This is a genomic window from Chitinophaga sp. YR627, from assembly GCF_900114995.1.
Lineage (GTDB): Bacteria > Bacteroidota > Bacteroidia > Chitinophagales > Chitinophagaceae > Chitinophaga.
Genome location: NZ_FOUX01000001.1, coordinates 1829402 through 1849710, shown reverse-complemented (window position 1 = coordinate 1849710; position 20309 = coordinate 1829402). Strand labels below are relative to the sequence as shown.

Below are 20309 nucleotides of genomic sequence, written 5' to 3'. Positions count from 1 at the left end.
ATTGATATTCACTGTCATTGATTAGGTTATTATTTATTGGAAATCTATCTGTATCTATCACTATAGTAATGAATAGTCTGTCAATCTTTTATGACATTATTGAAAGTTGATAGTCTCTTCACAGCGAAGGATTTCAGATGGAGACCCTGGCCTTAGCTATTTGAAGTACGCCGAACCGCCTGATAGAAGTTCAATAGATATTCCCAGGCCCAACACGCCCTTCCCAAGCCCCATGCATGTGCACTTCAAAGAGCGTCAGCCAGAGGTCCCATCTGAAACCGCAGCGTAAGCCCCAGATATTAAAAAGCGAATGACAATTGCAAACAAGGATTGCCCAAAATCAAACCAGCAAGAACAGAATAGTCGATCACATCCATAAGAATAACCACTATCACGTAAGACACTATTGACAGAAACACTATAGAAAATCGACAGTCTCTTCACAGCGAAGGATTTCAGATGGAGACCCTGGCCTTAGCTATTTGAAGTACGCCGAACCGCCTGATAGAAGTTCAATAGATATTCCCAGGCCCAACACGCCCTTCCCAAGCCCCATGCATGTGCACTTCAAAGAGCGTCAGCCAGAGGTCCCATCTGAAACCGCAGCGTAAGCCCCAGATATTAAAAAGCGAATGACAATTGCAAACAAGGATTGCCCAAAATCAAACCAGCAAGAACAGAATAGTCGATCACATCCATAAGAATAACCACTATCACGTAAGACACTATTGACAGAAACACTATAGAAAATCGACAGTCTCTTCACAGCGAAGGATTTCAGATGGAGACCCTGGCCTTAGCTATTTGAAGTACGCCCGCCCGCCTGATAGACGTTCAATAGATATTCCCAGGCCCAACACGCCCTCCTCAAGCCCCATGCATGTGAACTTCAAAGAGCGTCAGCCAGAGGTCCCATCTGAAACCGCAGCGTAAGACCCCAGCATTAAAAAGCGAATGACAATTGCAAACAAGGAAATCCAGAATCGGAAAATATAATGGATAACAACAGACTTTCAACCCTAAAGACAAGGCAGCAAAAAGAGGAATTTTAAGCCATGAAGCGCAAAATCAAACGATCATTAGCTTCAATAGCTGAAAGTGATAAAAACGAAGCACAAAGGAAGAAATGTAACAAAACAAGAAGCAGGTAAAACGCTTTATCAGATAGCTATAGAGGAAACGCAAGGAGATAAATGCAGAACGCAAAGGAGGGAAAAAGAGAAGAAAAAAGCCGCCTCAAAAGAGACGGCTTAAAGAATATTAAAGATCTGTCGCATTAAACGTGTCACCTTGTTTAACATCACCGGTTTCGAAACCTCTCTTGAACCACTTCATACGCTGCGCAGACGTACCATGCGTAAAAGCATCCGGAACAACATGCCCGGAAGCAGCTTTTTGCAGAGCATCGTCACCCACAGCACTGGCTGCATTCAAAGCCTCTTCAATGTCACCTGCTTCAAGGATATTCTGCATTTTCTGTGCATGATGCGCCCAGACACCTGCCAGAAAATCCGCCTGCAATTCAAGCTTAACAGATAATTTATTGTATTCACGCTCGCTGATCTGAGAACGCATCGCCTGTACTTTACGGCTGGTACCAAGGAGATTTTGTACATGGTGACCCACTTCATGCGCGATCACGTAAGCCATAGCGAAGTCGCCTGCTACTTTGAAACGCTGCTCCATTTCATTGAAGAAACTGAGATCAAGGTAAACCTTCTCATCTGCAGGACAATAAAAAGGGCCCATAGCAGATTGCGCTGCACCACAGCCAGACTGGTCATAGTCTGTATACAGTACCATGCCTGGATCTTTATATTGCTTATTCATTTCGGCAAACAGCTTCTCCCAAACGTCTTCGGTATCTGCCAGGACAGTCGATGCAAACCGGGAAATCTCGTCGCTGTTATTGGTAACGGTTTTGGATTCAGTCTGCTGAGCACCGCCAGTACTTTGTTGAACGGATTGCAAAGCCTGTTGGGGATCCTGGTTGAATAGCAGGGCCAGAACAATGATAATGATACCACCGATACCACCACCAATGCCGATGTTCCTCATTCCACCACCACCGCCGCCACCACGACGGTCTTCTACGTTGTCGCTTAATCTTCTGTTTTGCCAGCGCATATTTTATTTGTTTATATGTCGAAAGTACAGAAATTTTAATACCCTTCCATCATAACAATTTCCCTGCCTGATTCATCCGTAGGAAAAGCTTCCTTTTTTTTAATCCCTGCTTTTTTAATAAATTAGGTGACGCTGACACCCTCATTGTTATACCTCTACATCATTGAAGCTATGCAATTTACAGACTTCTGGATCGGAAAAATACAGGCAGACAATTTACCCGAAGCCATTGATGCTGCGGGATTGATCAAATATCTTTCTGTGTTTACGTCGGATGAGCAATGCTTCCATATTATCTTCCAATGGCACGAAACAACGCTCAGAAGGACGAATGACTGGTGGTTTCCCCGCCAGGAACTGTTTAAGCTGATCCAGTCCAAGGTGAATAAAAAAGGACGGTTGACAGAAACCCTGATGCATTGCCTTGAACTATTGGATACCTCTGAAAAGAAAAGTGTTACGGTGGCCGAGGATAGGGTAAATATCCAGATCGATATATTGATGCATGGAGGTCCGGAGCCGCTGGTAAGCCGGAGGGACCCGCTGGGGATTCTGGTAGTGGAATTTCTGTCTAATATCCGGAGTACGCGGCAGCAGGAGTACTGGACGTCTTTTGTGGAACATTGTCTGAATGCAGGGGAAGGTAATATGCCTGCCCTAAAATGGTGGAACAGGGCGAAGATATTGGTGAACAGGATCGATCCGGATTATTTTATCATGCGGATGAAGGACTGGGTATCCTTTTGCCAGGGGCAGATGATGTCGATACATGCAGGTAGAAAACACAGTTTTGTAGACTATAATATCAGCTATCTCAGCGCGATCAATCACAATATGCTGAAGGCATTTATCTGGTGCTGCGCAATACCTGATAATAAGGCGCTGATGGATCTGCTGGAGGCATATGCGCCCTGGGCTTATAAGAAAAAAGGGAACGCCGGACCATTATCCGCCAAAACCGGTACTGCTTGTCTGTATGCATTTACCTGTTTACCTTTTAGTCAGGCGCTGGGCAGGATCGCGCGTCTCCGTGGACTGGTCAGACATGCTGCTACCTTGAAAAGTATTGACAGGATACTTCAGTCGCTGGCACAGAAATATGGTGTGCCGCTGCATGAACTGGATGAATATATGGTGCCGGATTTCGGGTTGGATCAGCAGGGAAGTCTGCGGATCTCAGTAGGAGAACTGACGGGTGTTTATACCTTGCAGCACTCCGGTAAACCGACCCTTTCCTGGGAAAAAGATGGGAAAAAATCAGGGAAAGGACCCGCGGTACAGAGTGCTGGCCTGAAGGATTTTAAACGGCTGATACGGGAAATTGATGATGCGCTTTCGGCGAATGCCATCCGCCTGGAACGTTCGTTTTTACGGCAACATCCCTGGCAATATACCCATTGGAGGGCTGTCTATCTGGAACATCCGCTGATGAAGACGCTGGCTAACCGGTTGATATGGCGGTTTCAGAACAATGGACAACATACGATCGGCTATTGTATGGATGGACATATTGTTGATCATCTGGGCAAACCGCTGATACTTGGTGCCGATACGCAGGTTACGCTGTGGCATCCGATGAATGAGCCGGTGAAAACGATCAGGGCGTGGCGTAGTTTTTTGTCCCGGCACCATATTGACCAGCCATTTGAACAGGTGAACAGAAAGATCTATACTCCCAGCAATGAAGAGCTGGCAGATTGCTATTACTCTTCCCGTTTTGCCTGTCATGTGCTGAACAGGCAGAAGTTCAAACACGTGATTACACAGCGGGGGTGGACTTTACGTCAGAAAGCAGAACACAACTGGTCTTATGTGCCGCATATCACGCTGGCGGACTGGGATATCCGGGTAAATTTCTTTGCTGATACAAAAGAGGAGGATACTGTTGTGACGGACCTGCTCAACTTTTATAAAGATGGAGAGCCATTGCCATTGGGTGATGTACCGCCCGTAGTCTTTTCGGAGATGATAAGGGATATTGGCCTGTTTGTGGCCACTGCCGGAACGACTGAGTTACATAAGCGTCCTTAATTGTTTCCCAGGACGTTTTCTCTGTATTGTTGTCCTTCTTTTACGATGATGGTATACCCTCTGCTATACGGTTCTTCTTCCGCGCTGAGCGGCAGGGTAAAATGGAAACTGGTGCCTTTACCAAAGACACTGTTAAACCAGATCTTCCCATTGTTGCGTTCAATGAAATCCTTTGACAACGGAAGCCCCAATCCACAGCCTTTCTCATTCTGTGTGCCACTGGTAGAATAGTAAATATTGGAGAATACTTTCACCTGATCTGCCACCGCAATACCGATACCTGTATCCTGTACAACGATCTCAATCTTTTCAGGCAACAGCAGATAGCTAATGCTAACGCTTCCGTTAATGGGCGTGAATTTGATCGCATTGCTGATCAGGTTTCGGAGTACCAGGCGGATCATATCAGGATCTGCATAGACCATCAATGGTCGCTGCAGTTCGTGCGTCAACGTTATTTCCTTCTGACGGGCTAATGACTGCAATAATTCGAACTCATTTTTCAGGATATTACTGATGTCAAAATCGTCTGGCGTAACATGGATACCCTTCATCTGGCTACTGGCCCATTGCAGGAGGTTATCCATCATATAGGCTGTATTTTTCACATCCCGCCAAAGTTCATGAGAGAAGATCCTGAACTGTTCCTCCGACATTTTCTCATCTCTGAGCAGGAACAGCAGACCTTCCAGGATGGCCAGGGGAGAGCGCAGATCGTGGGAAATCACGGAGAATATTTTATCCTTGACCTGGTTCCCGTTGCCGAGGGCCGTATTCTGTTCCAGGATAATCATATTCTGCTGCTGTACCTGTGTATTCCGGTGATTCAACTGTTTATAGAGGTCCTGCTGACGTCTGTACATGAGGTACAATACGGCGGTGATGATGAACAATCCGAGCAAGAGCATACTGCAGAAAATCACCAGAATGCGTTGCTGGTGGATGGTGGCGAGATGTAGCTGCTGTTCCTTACGGAGGAGCTTATTCTCGTGTTGTTTCTTTTCTGTTTCGTATTTCTCTTTGGTATTGGCAATGAATTTAGCTTTCTCCAGACTAAACATCTCTTCATTAAGGATGCTGAATTGCCTGAAATTAGCCAGTGCGGCGGCATAATCTCCGCGGGCGGAATCCAGGGTGGCCATGTTCTTATGATAGACCAGCGTGTTTTTCGCGTTCTTCAGGGTGGTGTTTAACAACGCCGCTTCTGACAGATGTTGCTGTGCTTCCTCATAGTGATGCAGCATGGTGTGTGCCAGTCCGATATTCAGGTGTGATTTTACCAATCCGTTCAGGTGATCGGATTCCTTGTAATATTGCTCTGAAATATTGAAATAGGGGAGTGCCAGCGCGTATTTCTTTTGCTGGAGGTAGATCAGGCCAATGTTCTCATAAGTAACAGCAAGCCCCTGGCGGTCATTCAGGGCCAGTTTTATCTTTTCAGATTCCAGCATAAAATGCAGTGCAGAATCAGGCATATTCATCCTGATATAGCTACTGCCAATGCTGTTGAGCGTTCTGGCAATTTCACCAGGCTGTCCCAGTGATTGTTTGATACGCAATGCTTTTTTCTGATAATGTAATGCCTGTCTGGGTTGATCCTGTTCTACCAGTATATTGCCGATATCTGTATTGAGAATCCCTGTTGCATGCAGGTCATTGAGTTCTTCTGCAATTTTCAGGGCGTTGATGGTGAGATCGAGTTGTTTTTCTAGGTTACCCTTTCCATTTTCCGACAATGCGAGATTACGGGTGGCCCACATAATGCCCTGTTTAAAATGAAGGCTGTCACTGAGCGCCATAGCGGCATGGGCATATTCCTCAGTCCTGGCGGGATTTTTAGGAAAAGCCTTACGGGCTTCCTCGTTCAGTAAGCGCACACGCACGGTATCCCTTTGGGGATGCGTGGACAGCTCACTGTTTTGTGCAAAGACAAAATTCGTCCATACACATAATGAGGCCAGATATATATAAGTATATAAGTTAGTTCGGACAATCCGCATAGAGTCTATTTGTCGGCACAAACGTTCTTTAAGGGTAACCTGAATGCTGTGCTAAAATTATAAAAAAAACGGATGCAAATTTTCAAAATCTGAAATATTGTGATTCGTTGTATCTTTCAGTTGGAATATTGCTACTAATGTAAGGAATATATCCGCAGTATTAATTCCATGTATCCGTTGTTTTGTAGCAGGAGTGACTACATTGCGGTTACATTTCATATGTCATTAATTATTTTACAAAATGAAGCCAACGATAACGATCGAATATTGCCCAAAATGCGGATGGATGATGCGTGCAGCCTGGATGGCACAGGAACTGCTGACGACTTTCGCAGATGATATCTACAGCGTGACCCTGCAACCGAGCGAGACCAATGGCAGCTATATCATTTATGTAGATGGTGTCGCAGTGATTAACCGGAAGGAACTTGGTCATTTCCCTGAGATCAAGGAAGTTAAGCAGGTGATCAGGGATAAAGTAGCTCCTGAAAAGAGCCTTGGCCACAGTGACCGAAAATAGGATAAAAGTCGTTTCTTTGCATCCCGGATGAGTATGCAAAGAACAATCATTTTTACGACGATATTACTGGCGTTCAGCCAGGGACTGGTAGCGCAGCAGCAATTGCAGGATACTGTAAAACCGCAACAGCAGGACACCGCTGTTATACATAAACGCAGTTTCTTTCCGTTGCCAGTGGCAGGATACTCTCCGGAGAAAGGACTGGAAGTGGGCGCTGCCATGTTATATTCCTTTTATACCTCAAAGGACCCGGTTCTTCGTAATTCTACTATCAATCTTATTCCTACTGTTACAACAGAGAAACAGTTTAAAATAGACCTGAAGACAGATATCTGGACAGATGCTAATAACTGGCATTTCAGGAGTAACCTCCGGTATCATGACTTTCCGATCAATTTCTACGGACTGGGTGATACGACCCGTAAGGCAGGCGCAACATTGCTGGATAACAGACGTTATAAAGTACAACTGGAAGGCGAACGACGTATAGGAGGACACTTTTATGCAGGTATGTCTGTATTGTATCAGCATGATACCTATAGCAGCAAAGATACCAAAGGCGTTTATCCGGGTATGTCACTGGTGGACAAGAATGGCGGTCATGTCACTTTTATTGGAGCGACGGGTATCTATGATAACCGTGACAACCAGAACTATACAACAAAAGGTAGCTGGGTACGCCTGAACGTAGCATTTGCTCCGGCTTTCCTGAGTAAACACGCACTGTGGAAATTCGATGGTCAGGTACGTCATTTTGTACCGATCTCACCGAAGAGTACAGTAGGTTTCAACGGATTATTCAACTCTTTGCAGGGAAGTGTTTTACCTTTTTATCTCTTACCTGAATTGGGTAATGACCTGATGATGCGTGGCTATTATACAGGTCGTTACAGAGATCAGAACTATCTCGCAGGACAGGTGGAATATCGTTATTTCCTGGACCCTAAGATACCCATCAATATCTGGTTCCTGCATATGCAACCCAAGTTTGCACTGGCTGCGTTCGGCGGCTCTGGTGCAGTATTTAACAACAGGGACATCGCAATGTCGCACTTCAAACCAAGCTACGGAATGGGCGTACGCTGGTTCTACGATGAAGGCGCAAAGCTGACTGTTCGTATTGACTACGCATGGGGAGAGAAACGCACTGGAGAGGAGCGTCAATCCGGATTATACCTCTCACTGGCAGAAGCGTTCTAGACCATCTCCACGGGCATTGGGCACGTAAATTGTTAACTGATTTGTAACTATAGTTGATCCAAAAATTCCTTTATGAAAAAAAGTGCAGCCCTATTCTGCGCACTCTGCGCAATTGTGTCCACCCAAAAAATCATGGCACAGGATGTTAAATCTACGTCTAAGTTTTATGTAAAAGTCACCGGCAGCTATTATTTCAGCGTATTCCCGGGTCAGTTCCCCAAGGTTGGCAGCTACGAGCCACATGATGAACACCTGGTATACAATCCTGCAACCGGCGCCTCTACAACTGTATCAGAAAAAGTATTGACGGGATCGTACGGAGCTGGTGGGAGGGGAGGACTCTCCTTCGGCTGGAACCTGAACCAGTACATCGCTGTGGAAGCCTCGTTTAACTATTACCGTAGTAAGAAAAACCTGATGACACGCGAAGAAACTACGGTGATCAATACCAGTCAGACCGTTGGTAAGGTTGAATCGCATGGTTTTGTAGATGCGATCGATTTTGCACCTGGCGTGGTGATCAGTCCGGGATTCAAAAAAGTCAATCCGTATGTTCGCTTTGGTATGGTCGTACCACTGTGGGGTAATCTGAAAATTGAAACAGATGCAAGCCGCAGCGGAACCGCTACAGTTGGCGGTCAGACCGTATTGACACAGCTGACTGTTCATCGTAATGAAACAGTAAAACCAAACATTACACTGGGCTTCCAGGGGGCTGTGGGCGTTGCTTTTCCGATTGCGAAAAAACTGGATATCATCGTAGAAGCTGAATACCGCAATATTCCAGTACGCAGTAAAGAAAAAGAAGTGACCAGCTATGATGAAACTGTCGCACTGAGAAATCCGGCGACCGGAGCTGTCATCAGTACACAGCATCGTGGTTTAGATGATCTGTCAACAGCGGAACGTCATACGAAATATGTGACAACCCTTGACCAGAGCTCCAATACACCTGTAGGTCAGCAAGGCGCTGAAGTTAGTTACCGGGATGACAACAAGCCTGCGAATGACCTGAAATCTTATATTAATATTGGCGGTTTAGGTGCTAATGTTGGTCTTCGCTGGCGTTTTTAGCTGCTGCGAGATCCGTCATCAGCGTCACTAAAGTCTTTTCCAGCATTGCATCTGTTAGTGCGCCTTCGGTGTTCATTTTTGTACGTATCAAAGGGATAATCAGCTTATATTCTTCACGGATATCAGCTGTCATCACAGTTAAAGTCTGCACCAGTGAAGCATGCGCTTTTTCGCCTCCCGTAGCAAGCGGAGATGCGCTGATCACAGCAGTCGGCTTATGTGTAAAATCGCCCGAAGATACCAGCCAGTCCAGTGCGTTTTTCAGTACGCCCGGTATGCCAAAAGCGTATTCGGGTGTACTGAATACAACCGCGTCAGCCGCTTGTACATGTTGTCTGAGATCGGCTACTGTCAACGGTGCTGTGGATTGTTCGGTATCCAGTTCCGGACTGAAATAAGGCAATTTATCAAGTCCATCATAAATAGAAAATTCTATATCTGCAGGCGCCATTGCTGCACAGGCTCTTAATAAAGACGTATTTGAAGAAGCGCTCCGGAGACTGCCGGAGATGCCCAGAATCTTGAATGCCATATGTTTCCGTTTAATCCTTTGTATCTGATATAAAGCTGATGTAGTCGCCTGAAGCGATCCGTCAGAAGTCCTGCCATTGAAAGTTATCGCTGAATATGTCCATCTCTGCGTATGTCAGCCCCTCAAATCGGGTGGCAATATCCGGCAAGTTTAGTAACATTTATTGAGAAAATATTACTATTGTTTATGTAGATGATGCTTCAAAATTGAAGCTTTTTTATATATTTAGCCCCGGTTTATCCTATGAGTGTTTAGAGAAAATGCAATACCAATTCAAACTGCGTATAAACATATAAGTAAGTGGAATATTGCACTATATCGTTCATGGAACTGAATCTTCATGAAAAACCTCAGTTCAGATGTTAGCGACGTGATACCCATAGTTAACCTCCAATTCAATCGGGAGAAAATGCCTCCTTTATTACAAAACCTCTTAAATACAAAGTTTCCATGTCAGAACTGCGTTCACTGTATGTGAGCATCAAAACTAAGAAAGAAAATCTGGAACGTTTTTTCCAGGCAATTCCGGTAAAGCCTGTAGTAGATCAGGATTGGACCAACTGGTGGGATAGCCGCGAAATGTATTCCAAATCGGCACTGGATGAGATTCCATTTTTTAATAATGCTACCAATGGAGCGATACTAGAGGAGTACAAAGATAATCTGCAGACAGCTGGTGTAGAAACCTGGGATGAAGCTGCAGGTACCTGGACTTTTGACGTCCTGTTCCTCAGTGAGAATTATTATGAAATTATGCCCGTACTGGCATGGTTGAAAAACATGGCGCCATTTCTGGAATCCGGAGATGAAGGAGTTGTCATTATCTATGATTATTTCTGGGGTGATAAGAGTGTGATGGCACATATGGAGTTTAAAGATCAGCAGGCGACGTTTAAAACGACGCGGAATGCATCCGGGCTCGATAAGAAAGTGCTGGCTGCTGCAGAGGAAACATTGCAGCGTTCATATGATCGGATGGCCGAGATGTATAAAGATGCTGATTGAGGAACATCAGATGAATTTATAGAGACATTTCAGGGGCATATTTGAGGTCCAGGAATGACTCACGATAAAAAAATTAATCCCGGAAGCCGATCAGCTCCGGGATTTTTGTATAGTTCAATTTATTAATTGTGTGGCGTATTTTGGCTGAACAATAGTAAACAGAATGAACAAAATGACTGACAGGTCATTTCAGGGTTTAGCAGTAACTTACGGATAATATGAGACGTGCGTGTGGATGTCCCGGCGTTTGGGTTATACGCGTTATTGGGTGCGCGTAAACGCAGGCCTGTTAATTTGATTAGCATCTTTATACATCCCGGTCATCCGATCATATGAACGCTGCAACAGATGCTAAAGGAATGCATTTTTAAATGTTGATTGTTTCAATCATTGCACTGGTGTCACTAGTAGTTAGGCACAGGCATGAAGACAATGAAGTGAATTTATGGCTGACTTTCAGATACTGATTCATGGGTTAATTTACATCCTTATAAGTTCTTGCTAATCTATTTCTATGAGATACCTATAATTTATATTATGTTAAATAGACTTTAGAGAGTTATTCCCCACTGTGTGATTTTCTCTTCTTATTATATTCTCTTCTTTGTGGCCTATCATGTATTAAATCCTGCATCATTGTTAATCCTATGGGTGATATCCGAGGCATCTCCACTATTGCTTTATAACCTCTCTAATGCCTGGACGTGTCCTGAAGGATCATCCGGGACGAGTGTCTCATGAATTTCTACTAATGAGTGTTTTGTAGTATATCCTGGCCTTGTAGTTACCTCATCTGTGTAAACCTATTTCAGGATCATACAGATGCCGTTTTAATAATGCTTATCCTACGTTAATCCTACGTTCATGAACGTAAGATTAACGTAGGATAAGCATTATTAAAAGGACGTCAAACCATCACATAAACACAGTATTTATGCTATCCACAATCCTTATTTTAATCTAATCACTTTCCTTGCAATAGTTTGTAATTGTAGCCTGCTACTTATAAAGACCGTCTAAATCCATGGCTGGTTAGCCTCGCTCCCATGCCCCCTTTTTCAATTTTTGACATATTGTTGCAAAAATGTAAATTACGCCTTCAAAAGACAAGGATATATGGCAAACGAAACAGAAAAACCTGAATTTTGGGAGAAAAGCTTCACTGAGAAACAGGAAATGTGGGGCTTTGAACCTTCAAAATCAGCGGTATTAACTAAGGACTTCTTTCTCGGACATTCGGTGAAAAATATACTCATCCCTGGTATTGGCTATGGACGAAATGCCCAAATATTCAGGGAAAACGGGATCGGTGTTACAGGAATCGAAATATCAAAGACAGCCATTGATTTGGCAAGAAAACATTATGGTCCGGAGATGACCATCTATCACGGCTCTGTAACAGAGATGCCTTTTGATAAGGGCTTGTACGACGGTATATTTTGCTACGCTCTTATCCATTTGCTGGATAGCAATGAGCGTGCAAAACTGATCCGGGATTGCTATAATCAACTGACGGAGGATGGTTACATGATCTTCACTGCTATTACAAAAGAAGCCCATACCTACGGACAGGGAACGTTTATCAGTAAAGATCGTTATGAAATGTTCGGTGGTGTCAGGATGTTCTTTTATGACAGGGAGTCGATCCAGGAGGAATTTGGCAATGCCGGGTTATTTGAAGTAACAGAGATCACTGAAAACTATCCGTTCTTTTTGATCAAATGCAGAAAGAACGAGCAGAAGATTGTATAATATGATTCTTTAACCATTTTGTTCATTTTTACATTTAGTTGTTCAGTCTCCAAAACGCTAAGCAATCCCATTTCAACATATGAAAAAATCCCGGAGCTGATTAGCATCCGGGATAAATTTTAATCAGGAGAACCTGATCTTATCCCACAACTTATTCTTCACCACCTGCTCAATCACCATATCATGATAATTCCTGCTGATAGGAATCTTATTCGACTGAATAAAGATCTCGTTCCCTTCAATTCCCTCAATCTTACTGACAGCAACGATATAGGACTTATGCACCCTGATAAACGCCTTCCGGTCCAGGTTCTCTTCCAGATTCTTCAGATACAATAGTGTCATGTATTTACCCTTACGCGTATATATTGTGACATAGTTCTGCATCCCCTGCACATAGAGAATATCATCAAAGAAGATCTTTTCGTATTTGCTGCCGCATTTAATAAAAAAGTAGTCCTCCGTTTTTTCTGTTTTCGCCGTTTCCCCGGCTGGTTTATGTAATAACTGATAATAATCTTTGGCCTTATTCGCAGCTTTAAAAAAGCGATCAAACGTAATGGGTTTCAGTAGATAATCCATCACGTTCAACTGAAAACCCTCCAGCGCATAACTGGGGAATGCCGTGGTAATGATGACCATCGGCGGTTTCTGTACGATTTTGAGAAAGTCGATACCATTCATTTTGGGCATCTGGATATCGAGGAAAATAAGATCTACCGGATGTTCATCCAGTAATTTGATCAGTTCAACAGGGTTGGTACAGGTAGCGACCAGTTGCAGGAAATCAACCTCCCGGACATAACTCGAAAGTCCTTCCCTGGCCAGCGGCTCGTCATCTATAATTACACAGTTCATCATTGTATCGGCTGTTTATTATCAGGCTATTTTCTGTAAAGGCTGAGGCATTTCCAGTGGAGAAAGCCGCAGTTGAAGATGTACGTCAAAACGGTGCGCATCCTGCTGAATATCCAGCTGGTACTGCCCTGTATAGATCAGGTCCAGTCGGCGCTGTACGTTTTTGAGTCCGATACCGCCAAATTGCACCACATCTCTGGAGGCTACGTCAGAGGTGCTGTTGGATACCTGGAACGTCAGCGTATCTCCATGTTGTTCCAGCTCAATGCTGATCCAGTTCGGTCTGTCCATATGCCGGGATACATGTTTAAAAGCGTTCTCCACAAAGGTCATCAGAATAAACGGCGCAATACCCCATTGTCCGGCGTCTTCCTGTTCAATCTTCACGTCGAGTTCCATATTGTCATTCTGCCGCAGGCGCTCCAGTTCGATAGAGTTTTCCATATAGGAAATTTCCCTGGCCAGCAGGATCTGCTTGTCATTGCACTCATACAACTGATAGCGTAACAGTTCGGAGAACTTCGCCAGGGATGCCGAAGCCATATCCGGGTTCTTATGTATCAGGAAAAAAATGGAATTGATGGTATTAAACAGAAAATGAGGGTTGAACTGGTGCTTCAGGAAATTCAGCTCTGTCTCCAGTTTTTCCTTTTCCAGCAGCTGCTGTTTTCGCTGCGTCTGCAACCAGTTTTTACCCAGTTTGATACTCATGGCAAGTGTCATGGCTGCCAGTGTGGATGGGATCGAATTACCCAGGAACTGATAAAAACAATCGCCGTTATTGCCGTAGGCTTCCTGCATCGTTTTCCCCGACAAAAATGCACTGAGATAATATCCGGGAACGATCAGCAGCGAAGCCATGACGATCGTCAGTAAAAGATAGCTTATATAGCGTGTAAAGCGGCCTTTTTCGAGATATTTCGGGATCAGGTAATAGAGATTAAAATACGCTGCCAGGGCCTGAAAAACGACGTAAAACAGGAATTTCATCACGTAGGGCGTCAGGAAGATGGCATCTGCCGCCTTAAACGGATTCCCGATGGCGACTGTCCACCACATAAAGTGATAGGCAGCCCAGAATGGAATGTGGTAAAGTTTGTACCGGTAGAGCCAGTTCAGCCTGGAAGGATTATTTACAAAAGCGTTCATCTCACCTGTATTGATCAGCACTGATTATTGAAAAATGGCCTTTTTAGAAAGTTACGCCAGTTTTGAGTCATTATGAAGCTCCAATACCTGAATGGTATGAAATAATTGACCAAATGCAGCCTCCCGGGCAGGAGAGACCCCTCTCCCACCAAATTTGCCCTTTTTTGCCACGTATGGCGCTTTTTAGGCCACTTCATCAATCGGTTGGCACAGGTGGTCATTCAGGTTTTTTCAGCCTCTCCACAGCCTGTTTCTTTGCAAAGAAAGATCGGAACAGTGCGAATGTTTTCCTTAAAACCAATGAGATATGAAACAACTTTGCATGTGCCTTTTAAGCTGCATTCTCGGACAATCTGCCATCGCACAGATCACAGGCAGCTTTGTAAACAACGGTGGACAACCCATTCCATTTGCCAATGTTCTGCTGCTGAACGGGACCGATACAACCCTCATAAAAGCCGCGCTGACAGATGAAAAAGGTAGCTACAGCATCACCTCTCCTCCGGCAGGTAAATACCTGCTTCGCTTTACCGGTATGGGTTTTCAGACATGGAACTCTCCCCTGTTTGATATTACCGCTGCCAGGAGAAGCCAGTCATTCGGACCAATCACTATCAGCGAATTATCACAGCAACTGGGCGAAGTCGTCATTCAGGCTGAAAAGCCGCTCTTTCAGCCGCAACTGGAAGGTATGGTGGTCAATGTGCAAAGCAGTCTGCTGACAAAAGGCAGTTCCGCCTTATCTATCCTCGAAAGATCCCCTGGTGTTATGATAGACTACCGTAACAATAGTATCGCGCTGAATGGTAAAAACGGGGTGATGGTTATGCTGAATGGAAAACTCTTACGTATTCCCATGGAACAACTCGTGAATTTGCTGAATGGTATGAGTGCCGATGATATCGAGAAGATCGAGCTCCTGACATCTCCTTCCGCTAAATACGACGCAGAGGGTAGCGCAGGTCTTATCAATATCGTGTTAAAAAAAGATAAGCAGCAGGGTACCAATGGCACCTTATCAGTGACGGGTGGATATGGTTACCGGGAGAAGGCAACTGCGGGTATTCATCTGTCACATAACGCAGGAAAGATCAGTAGTTACGGCTCTTATACCTATTCGCGTAACCGGACCTACAGCGATATCTACATTCTTAGTTACCAGGATATGCCTGTCTTTGGTGGCAGAATGGAGGTACTCGGATATGATACTACCCGCCTGCTTCAACATAATCACGATGCAACCCTGGGTATAGACCTGAAAGCCAATGAAAGAACAATCCTGGGCGCCAGCGTATCCTATAACGGCAGCAGTGCGGATGTAACAGACAATAACTATGGCCGCTATCTGTTATACCCGGATTCTGTGCTGACTTACAATGGGCAGATCATCAGGCATACACAATGGCGTAACCTGGTATCTTCCGTATATTTTGAACGAACGCTGAAGCACGACGACCGTCTGAATATCAGTGCAGATTATCTCTATTTTAAGAATGATAATCCCTCACAGGTACAAAGCAGTTTCGTCACCAGTCACGGAAAGCAGGTAACCAGCAATGATAGCCTGTTTGCGCCCAGTCAGCGGGGCATGGCCAATACCGTTATCCGGGTAGGTGTGCTGAAAACAGATTATAGCAGACAATTAAACAGCAGGATAAAACTGGAAGCAGGACTGAAAGGAACCTATACCGTCAGTAACAGTACCTCCCGTATTGAAAGTCTGATAGATGGAAAGTGGATCGGCAGAACAGAAACCATCAACGATATGAGGATGCGGGAAGGTATCGGTGCGGCGTATATCTCTGCGAATATCCAGTTGTCTCCATCACTCAGCCTCACCACAGGTACCCGCTATGAATATGCAAGAACTATCATGACCAATGAGCGCACAGGAGAAAGAACGGTTGATCGTACATTATCCACCCTGTTCCCCAATGTGGCGTTTTCCAAGAAGCTGAATGACCATACAGAAATGCAGCTGTCTTATACCAAGAGGATCAGCAGGCCTTCTTACAACGACCTGGCTGCCTTTGTAGGCTATAGTGATCCCACAGCGGTGTATACCGGTAATCAGTTCCTTCAACCTACTATTACACACAACATCAAGTTGGGGTATAATTATAAAGCATATAGTTTCTCCCTGTTATTCAGCCGTGATGATAACCCCATTGCGCGGTATCAGCTCACACAAAGTCCCGCCGCCAATCTGTTGTATGTTTCTCCGCAGAACCTGGCTTATCAGAACAATATCACCCTGCAGGCTACCCTGCCATGGAAGGTAAGCGACTGGTGGGATATGAGTTACAATTTTACAGGCGGATATCGCCAGTTCAGAGCGGATTATCCCCTGGTACCTGTTACAAAGAGTTACTTTGGCTACTCCGGGAATTTTACAGAATCATTCAGATTACCCAAAAACTTTGGCCTCGAACTGACAGGATGGTATAACGGGAATTCCTATAACGGGACGATCAAAGTCGGACCAATGGGCACACTCAGCGCAGGTCTTAAAAAAGGGCTGAAAAACAATGGCGGAACACTGCAATTATCGGTGGCCGATCTCCTCAGCACCATGAAGATCAATGTCTATTATGGCACCCTGACAGACGAAGCTTTCTACATTAAAAACCATGTAAAGATCAATACGGAATCCAGCAGATCGCCTGTTTTCAAGCTGTCCTATTCCAGATCATTTGGTATGGGAAGCGTTCGTCCAACCAGACAAAAGGAAGGATCAAAAGACGAAAGAGACAGGATCAGGAAGGATTAAACCCCTTCCCTCCTGTCTCTTCCTGTTTGCTACTTTGCAGACTGGTCCTGCGTTTTCACTATTTTCATGTCAGCAGGGGGCATCACCTCTTTTTCATCCACAGTAGTAAAATCAATCCCAATGGCCTTAAAACTGGCCCGTTTGCTTTCCATGGCAAGTACGACTCCTTTGTCAGTAATACTGCCAAACGGACTACCCGCCTTCAGCGGTAATTCAGTCGTATACCAGATGGTCACTGTTCCATTTTTCTTTGTTTTTAGTAATAACTTTTTACAGTTATAATCGAGGATCTTGCGGGTTTCTGTTGTTTCCTGCGCTTTCTCTTCCTCATTAGCTGCCATCTCTTTTTCTACCAGTACAGGTGGATTCTTCTTCCGATCCACCCACCATATCTTTTTAGCTTCGATATCGGCATAACGCTCACTGCCTTCCTCGGTATCCACGCGGATACTGGTTTTATGACCATCTTCTTCCTTGTTTATTTCGTCAGGGAAGAACGATTTTAGGTGTTGCCCATTGTAGATCAGTTCTGCTTTGTCTACCAGCGTCTCCGGAACCAGGTCTTTATATTGCAGCTGATCCGGTTTCATAGAGGCATGCAGATTAAAGGTCAGTTCGTAGTGTATCTGCCCCTGCGTTTTGTCTTGTGCGTAAGCTGAGTTGCCCATACCGCTGATGCCCGTTGCCAGTACCAGCATGCGAATGATGTTGTACATATGTGTGTTGTTTAGTAATGACTATTTTTTGAATTTTTTGATCTTGCAGATCAGACTGAGCATATAATACCTGCCCAGGACGATGTTCTGTCTGTCTTCGATATAACCGTTTCGGGTAATCCTGCTATAACTGTTATTCTGATTCAGCAGATCTCTGGCCTCCAGACGGAGCGCATATGTTTTACCAATGTCTTTGGTCAATGCGAGATTGAGCAGGGAAACCGTATTGTTAAAGGACTGGTTCAATCCGGTAGTGGTGTAACAGTCCAGTCCTGCTTCCGCATTCATTTTCCATGGCAGAGAAGCCAGGAAGTCGAGGCTATAGTTGAAGAACCAGTATTGCTGTCCGGCGGTTTTATTTACTTCACTGCTCCTGTTATTCCAGGTGGCATTTCCTTTTAAATTGATAACCAGGGCGTTAATTGGATAATAACTGAAGTCAAAATCGGGAGTTATTGTCCACTGACGGATCATATCCGATATCGCGTTAAAGTAGCTGGGATACTGATTGTAGCCCACTTCTGTGCCCAGTGTCAGAGAGGACCCGTTGCCGATCACCGGGAAGGAATGTTCCCCATGCAGACTACCATTGTAATAGCCATTTGCATTTATCGGAGCAATGAGCTGTCTGCCTGTACTATCAATGGTATAGGCATCGGTAAACTGTTGTCTGATAGCTGATAAACGAAGCTGCACATTACTGAATGTACGACGGTACATATTGTTGGTGAGGAAGCCAATTGTCAGTGTATGGTTCACTGCCTGCTGCAGATCCGTATTGCCTTTCCTGATATATAACGGATCACTGATGTCTTCAATCGGACGTAATTGATTGATACCTGGCAACGAAGCCTGACTACTGTAGCGCAGCATCAGCTGTTTGGAACGGGAAAAGCGGTAGCGGGCATACAGGTGAGGCAAGAGCGTGTTATAATGATCTTTCAACTGATAGTTTCTGTAATCTGAGTGCGCCTGCTGTATGCTGTTCTCCAGACTAAGTCCGGCGGTATAGGTCAGATTCTTATAATTCCCTGCGATAGATACATCTGCGACATTTCTTGTGATCGTATTGTCGTAGATATCGCTATAGCGGGAATCAGCCACATTATAATCGCCATCTGCATGGTTATAATTAAGTGCTATCTGTTCATAGTCACCTTTCGTTATGTTGAATTGTTCTGTAAGTCGAAGCGCTGTATGTCGGGAAAGCTGTTCCGTGTAGACAAGATTGTTATTCAGCGAATAGCTGTCTGAATGGCCTGTAATCTGCTGATTGATACTGTCTTCCTGATGTAGATTGAGGTAATGGTTATGCGATATATTTAGGCTGTTGTTATTCAGTTTGAGGTATTGTGGTGTCACCGTCAGTGACAGGGTACGTCCAGGTTTCTGAAAACGATGACGATAAAGGATATCTCCTGAAATGCTGTTATTGGTGGTATGGGTATTGAGTTGCTGGGTACCTTCATTCAATAGTTCTTTGCCATCAGCGCTGGTGGACCGGTAACTACGGCTACTTCCAAGATCAGCGGTATTGCTGTTGAATACAGGAGAGATCTTGATGGAGTTGTATTTATCCAGTTTTACATCAAATGAACCATTTACCCGGTGGTTGTTATTTTCCTGTAATGATCGTCCCTGTTGCAGATAATTATAAGCAGTATCGGGTAACTGATAATGCCTGTCATAGGTGTAGTTATTCGCAGATGTAAAACGATTATAGAAGTAGCTGCTGCGCAGTTTTAGTTTGTCGGACCAGTCATTATTGTAATTGACGCCACCATATTGGGTGTTATTCAATCCGGTAGGTCTTGCCAGTTGTACCTTTTCAGCAGGATCATCACTGGAGATATGGATGCCTTTCATTTTACTCAGTTCGGCGATAGCAGAAGGCGGCAGACTGTTAAATAGCTCCGGATTGGCGCCCAGCATCCTGACAAGCTCTGATGCCGAGAAACCTGATTTGTTGACGTTATTGGCTTTGAATAATACAGAGAACTGCTGTTCACCGGAAAAGCTGTTTACATTCACACCACCCTCATATTTTCCGTCAGGACCAATGCCCGCTGAGAGGTTACCGAAGTACCCTTTCTTACGATCCTTCTTTGTGACGATATTGATCGTTTTTGTTTTGTTGCCATCATCTATACCGGTAAATTCTTCCTGGTCACTCATTTTATCCAATACCTGTATCTTATCTACCATATCGGCTGGCAGGTTTTTGGTCGCAATAGCAGGATCATTCCCAAAGAATTCTTTCCCATCTACCAGTATCTTTCCTACAGTTTCCCCTTGCGCAGTGATGTTACCACCCTGATCTACTTTCATGCCAGGGAGCTTTTTCAGGAGATCTTCGACGACCGCATTCTCTTTTGTTTTGAAATGCGCGGCATTATACTCTACAGTATCTCCTTTCATCCTTACTGGCGGACGGCTCTCTACCACTACTTCTTTTAAGGTTTTGGATCTGATACTCGTATCGGCTGGAGGTACAGGCTTTGTCTGTGCAGTTAACTGCGCAGACAAAGCAAGAAAAGGACTCAGAATGGCGGTAAAGTTTCGCATGGTATCTTGT

General features: G+C 44.6%; 14 protein-coding genes. 7 read left to right on the top strand and 7 right to left on the bottom strand.

Going from position 1 to position 20309, the window contains the following annotated elements; all coding sequences use genetic code 11:
- Nucleotides 1-1260: 1260 nt before the first annotated feature.
- Nucleotides 1261-2127, bottom strand: a complete 867-nt coding sequence (locus BMZ72_RS06790; protein WP_089806497.1) for a KPN_02809 family neutral zinc metallopeptidase — start codon at nt 2125-2127, stop codon at nt 1261-1263.
- A gap of 171 nt (nt 2128-2298) precedes the next feature.
- On the opposite strand from BMZ72_RS06790, the gene BMZ72_RS06785 reads away from it, so the two are divergent.
- Entirely contained in the window at nt 2299-4158 is a 1860-nt protein-coding gene (locus BMZ72_RS06785) for a DUF4132 domain-containing protein (RefSeq protein WP_143087628.1), read from the top strand.
- Here BMZ72_RS06785 and BMZ72_RS06780 read toward each other — a convergent pair.
- Nucleotides 4155-6158, bottom strand: coding sequence for a tetratricopeptide repeat-containing sensor histidine kinase (locus tag BMZ72_RS06780; RefSeq protein ID WP_089806494.1), 2004 nt, complete (start codon nt 6156-6158; stop codon nt 4155-4157). The genes BMZ72_RS06785 and BMZ72_RS06780 overlap by 4 nt on opposite strands.
- A gap of 241 nt (nt 6159-6399) precedes the next feature.
- Between BMZ72_RS06780 and BMZ72_RS06775 the strand changes: the two genes are divergently transcribed.
- From BMZ72_RS06775 to BMZ72_RS06765, 3 genes are all read left to right on the top strand, one after another.
- Nucleotides 6400-6678: an Rdx family protein gene (locus BMZ72_RS06775; protein ID WP_089806492.1), complete on the top strand. Its 279-nt coding sequence runs from the start codon at nt 6400-6402 to the stop codon at nt 6676-6678.
- A gap of 33 nt (nt 6679-6711) precedes the next feature.
- Nucleotides 6712-7878: a BamA/TamA family outer membrane protein gene (locus BMZ72_RS06770; protein ID WP_177222701.1), complete on the top strand. Its 1167-nt coding sequence runs from the start codon at nt 6712-6714 to the stop codon at nt 7876-7878.
- A gap of 72 nt (nt 7879-7950) precedes the next feature.
- Nucleotides 7951-8952 (top strand): outer membrane beta-barrel protein, encoded by a 1002-nt coding sequence (locus BMZ72_RS06765; protein ID WP_089806488.1) that lies wholly within the window; start codon nt 7951-7953, stop codon nt 8950-8952.
- On the opposite strand, the gene BMZ72_RS06760 is transcribed toward BMZ72_RS06765, so the two are convergent.
- On the bottom strand, nt 8924-9484 hold the full coding sequence (locus BMZ72_RS06760; protein WP_089806486.1) for an NADPH-dependent FMN reductase: 561 nt from the start codon (nt 9482-9484) through the stop codon (nt 8924-8926). The genes BMZ72_RS06765 and BMZ72_RS06760 overlap by 29 nt on opposite strands.
- 450 nt (nt 9485-9934) lie before the next feature.
- Here BMZ72_RS06760 and BMZ72_RS06755 point away from each other — a divergent pair, with 450 nt between their 5' ends.
- Together BMZ72_RS06755 and BMZ72_RS06750 are read left to right on the top strand one after the other, a co-directional pair.
- The gene (locus BMZ72_RS06755; protein WP_089806484.1) at nt 9935-10489 is read left to right on the top strand and encodes a hypothetical protein; all 555 of its coding nucleotides are present in this window, start codon (nt 9935-9937) and stop codon (nt 10487-10489) included.
- A 1116-nt stretch (nt 10490-11605) separates the two neighbouring features.
- Nucleotides 11606-12241, top strand: a complete 636-nt coding sequence (locus tag BMZ72_RS06750) for a class I SAM-dependent methyltransferase (protein WP_089806482.1) — start codon at nt 11606-11608, stop codon at nt 12239-12241.
- A gap of 123 nt (nt 12242-12364) precedes the next feature.
- Here BMZ72_RS06750 and BMZ72_RS06745 read toward each other — a convergent pair whose 3' ends face one another.
- Together BMZ72_RS06745 and BMZ72_RS06740 are read right to left on the bottom strand one after the other, a co-directional pair.
- On the bottom strand, nt 12365-13102 hold the full coding sequence (locus BMZ72_RS06745) for a LytR/AlgR family response regulator transcription factor (protein WP_177222699.1): 738 nt from the start codon (nt 13100-13102) through the stop codon (nt 12365-12367).
- 18 nt (nt 13103-13120) lie between these two features.
- Complete coding sequence (locus BMZ72_RS06740) at nt 13121-14248, bottom strand: sensor histidine kinase (protein WP_089807284.1); 1128 nt, start codon at nt 14246-14248, stop codon at nt 13121-13123.
- A gap of 307 nt (nt 14249-14555) precedes the next feature.
- On the opposite strand from BMZ72_RS06740, the gene BMZ72_RS06735 reads away from it, so the two are divergent.
- Nucleotides 14556-17018, top strand: a complete 2463-nt coding sequence (locus BMZ72_RS06735) for a TonB-dependent receptor (protein WP_089806480.1) — start codon at nt 14556-14558, stop codon at nt 17016-17018.
- A 29-nt stretch (nt 17019-17047) separates the two neighbouring features.
- Here the strand turns inward: BMZ72_RS06735 and BMZ72_RS06730 are convergent, their stop codons facing one another.
- Nucleotides 17048-17734 carry a hypothetical protein gene (locus tag BMZ72_RS06730; protein ID WP_089806477.1) on the bottom strand — a complete coding sequence of 229 codons (687 nt, stop codon included), beginning with the start codon at nt 17732-17734 and terminating at the stop codon, nt 17048-17050.
- Nucleotides 17735-17755: 21 nt separating this feature from the next.
- Nucleotides 17756-20299, bottom strand: a complete 2544-nt coding sequence (locus tag BMZ72_RS06725) for an outer membrane beta-barrel protein (RefSeq protein WP_089806475.1) — start codon at nt 20297-20299, stop codon at nt 17756-17758.
- Nucleotides 20300-20309: the final 10 nt, after the last annotated feature.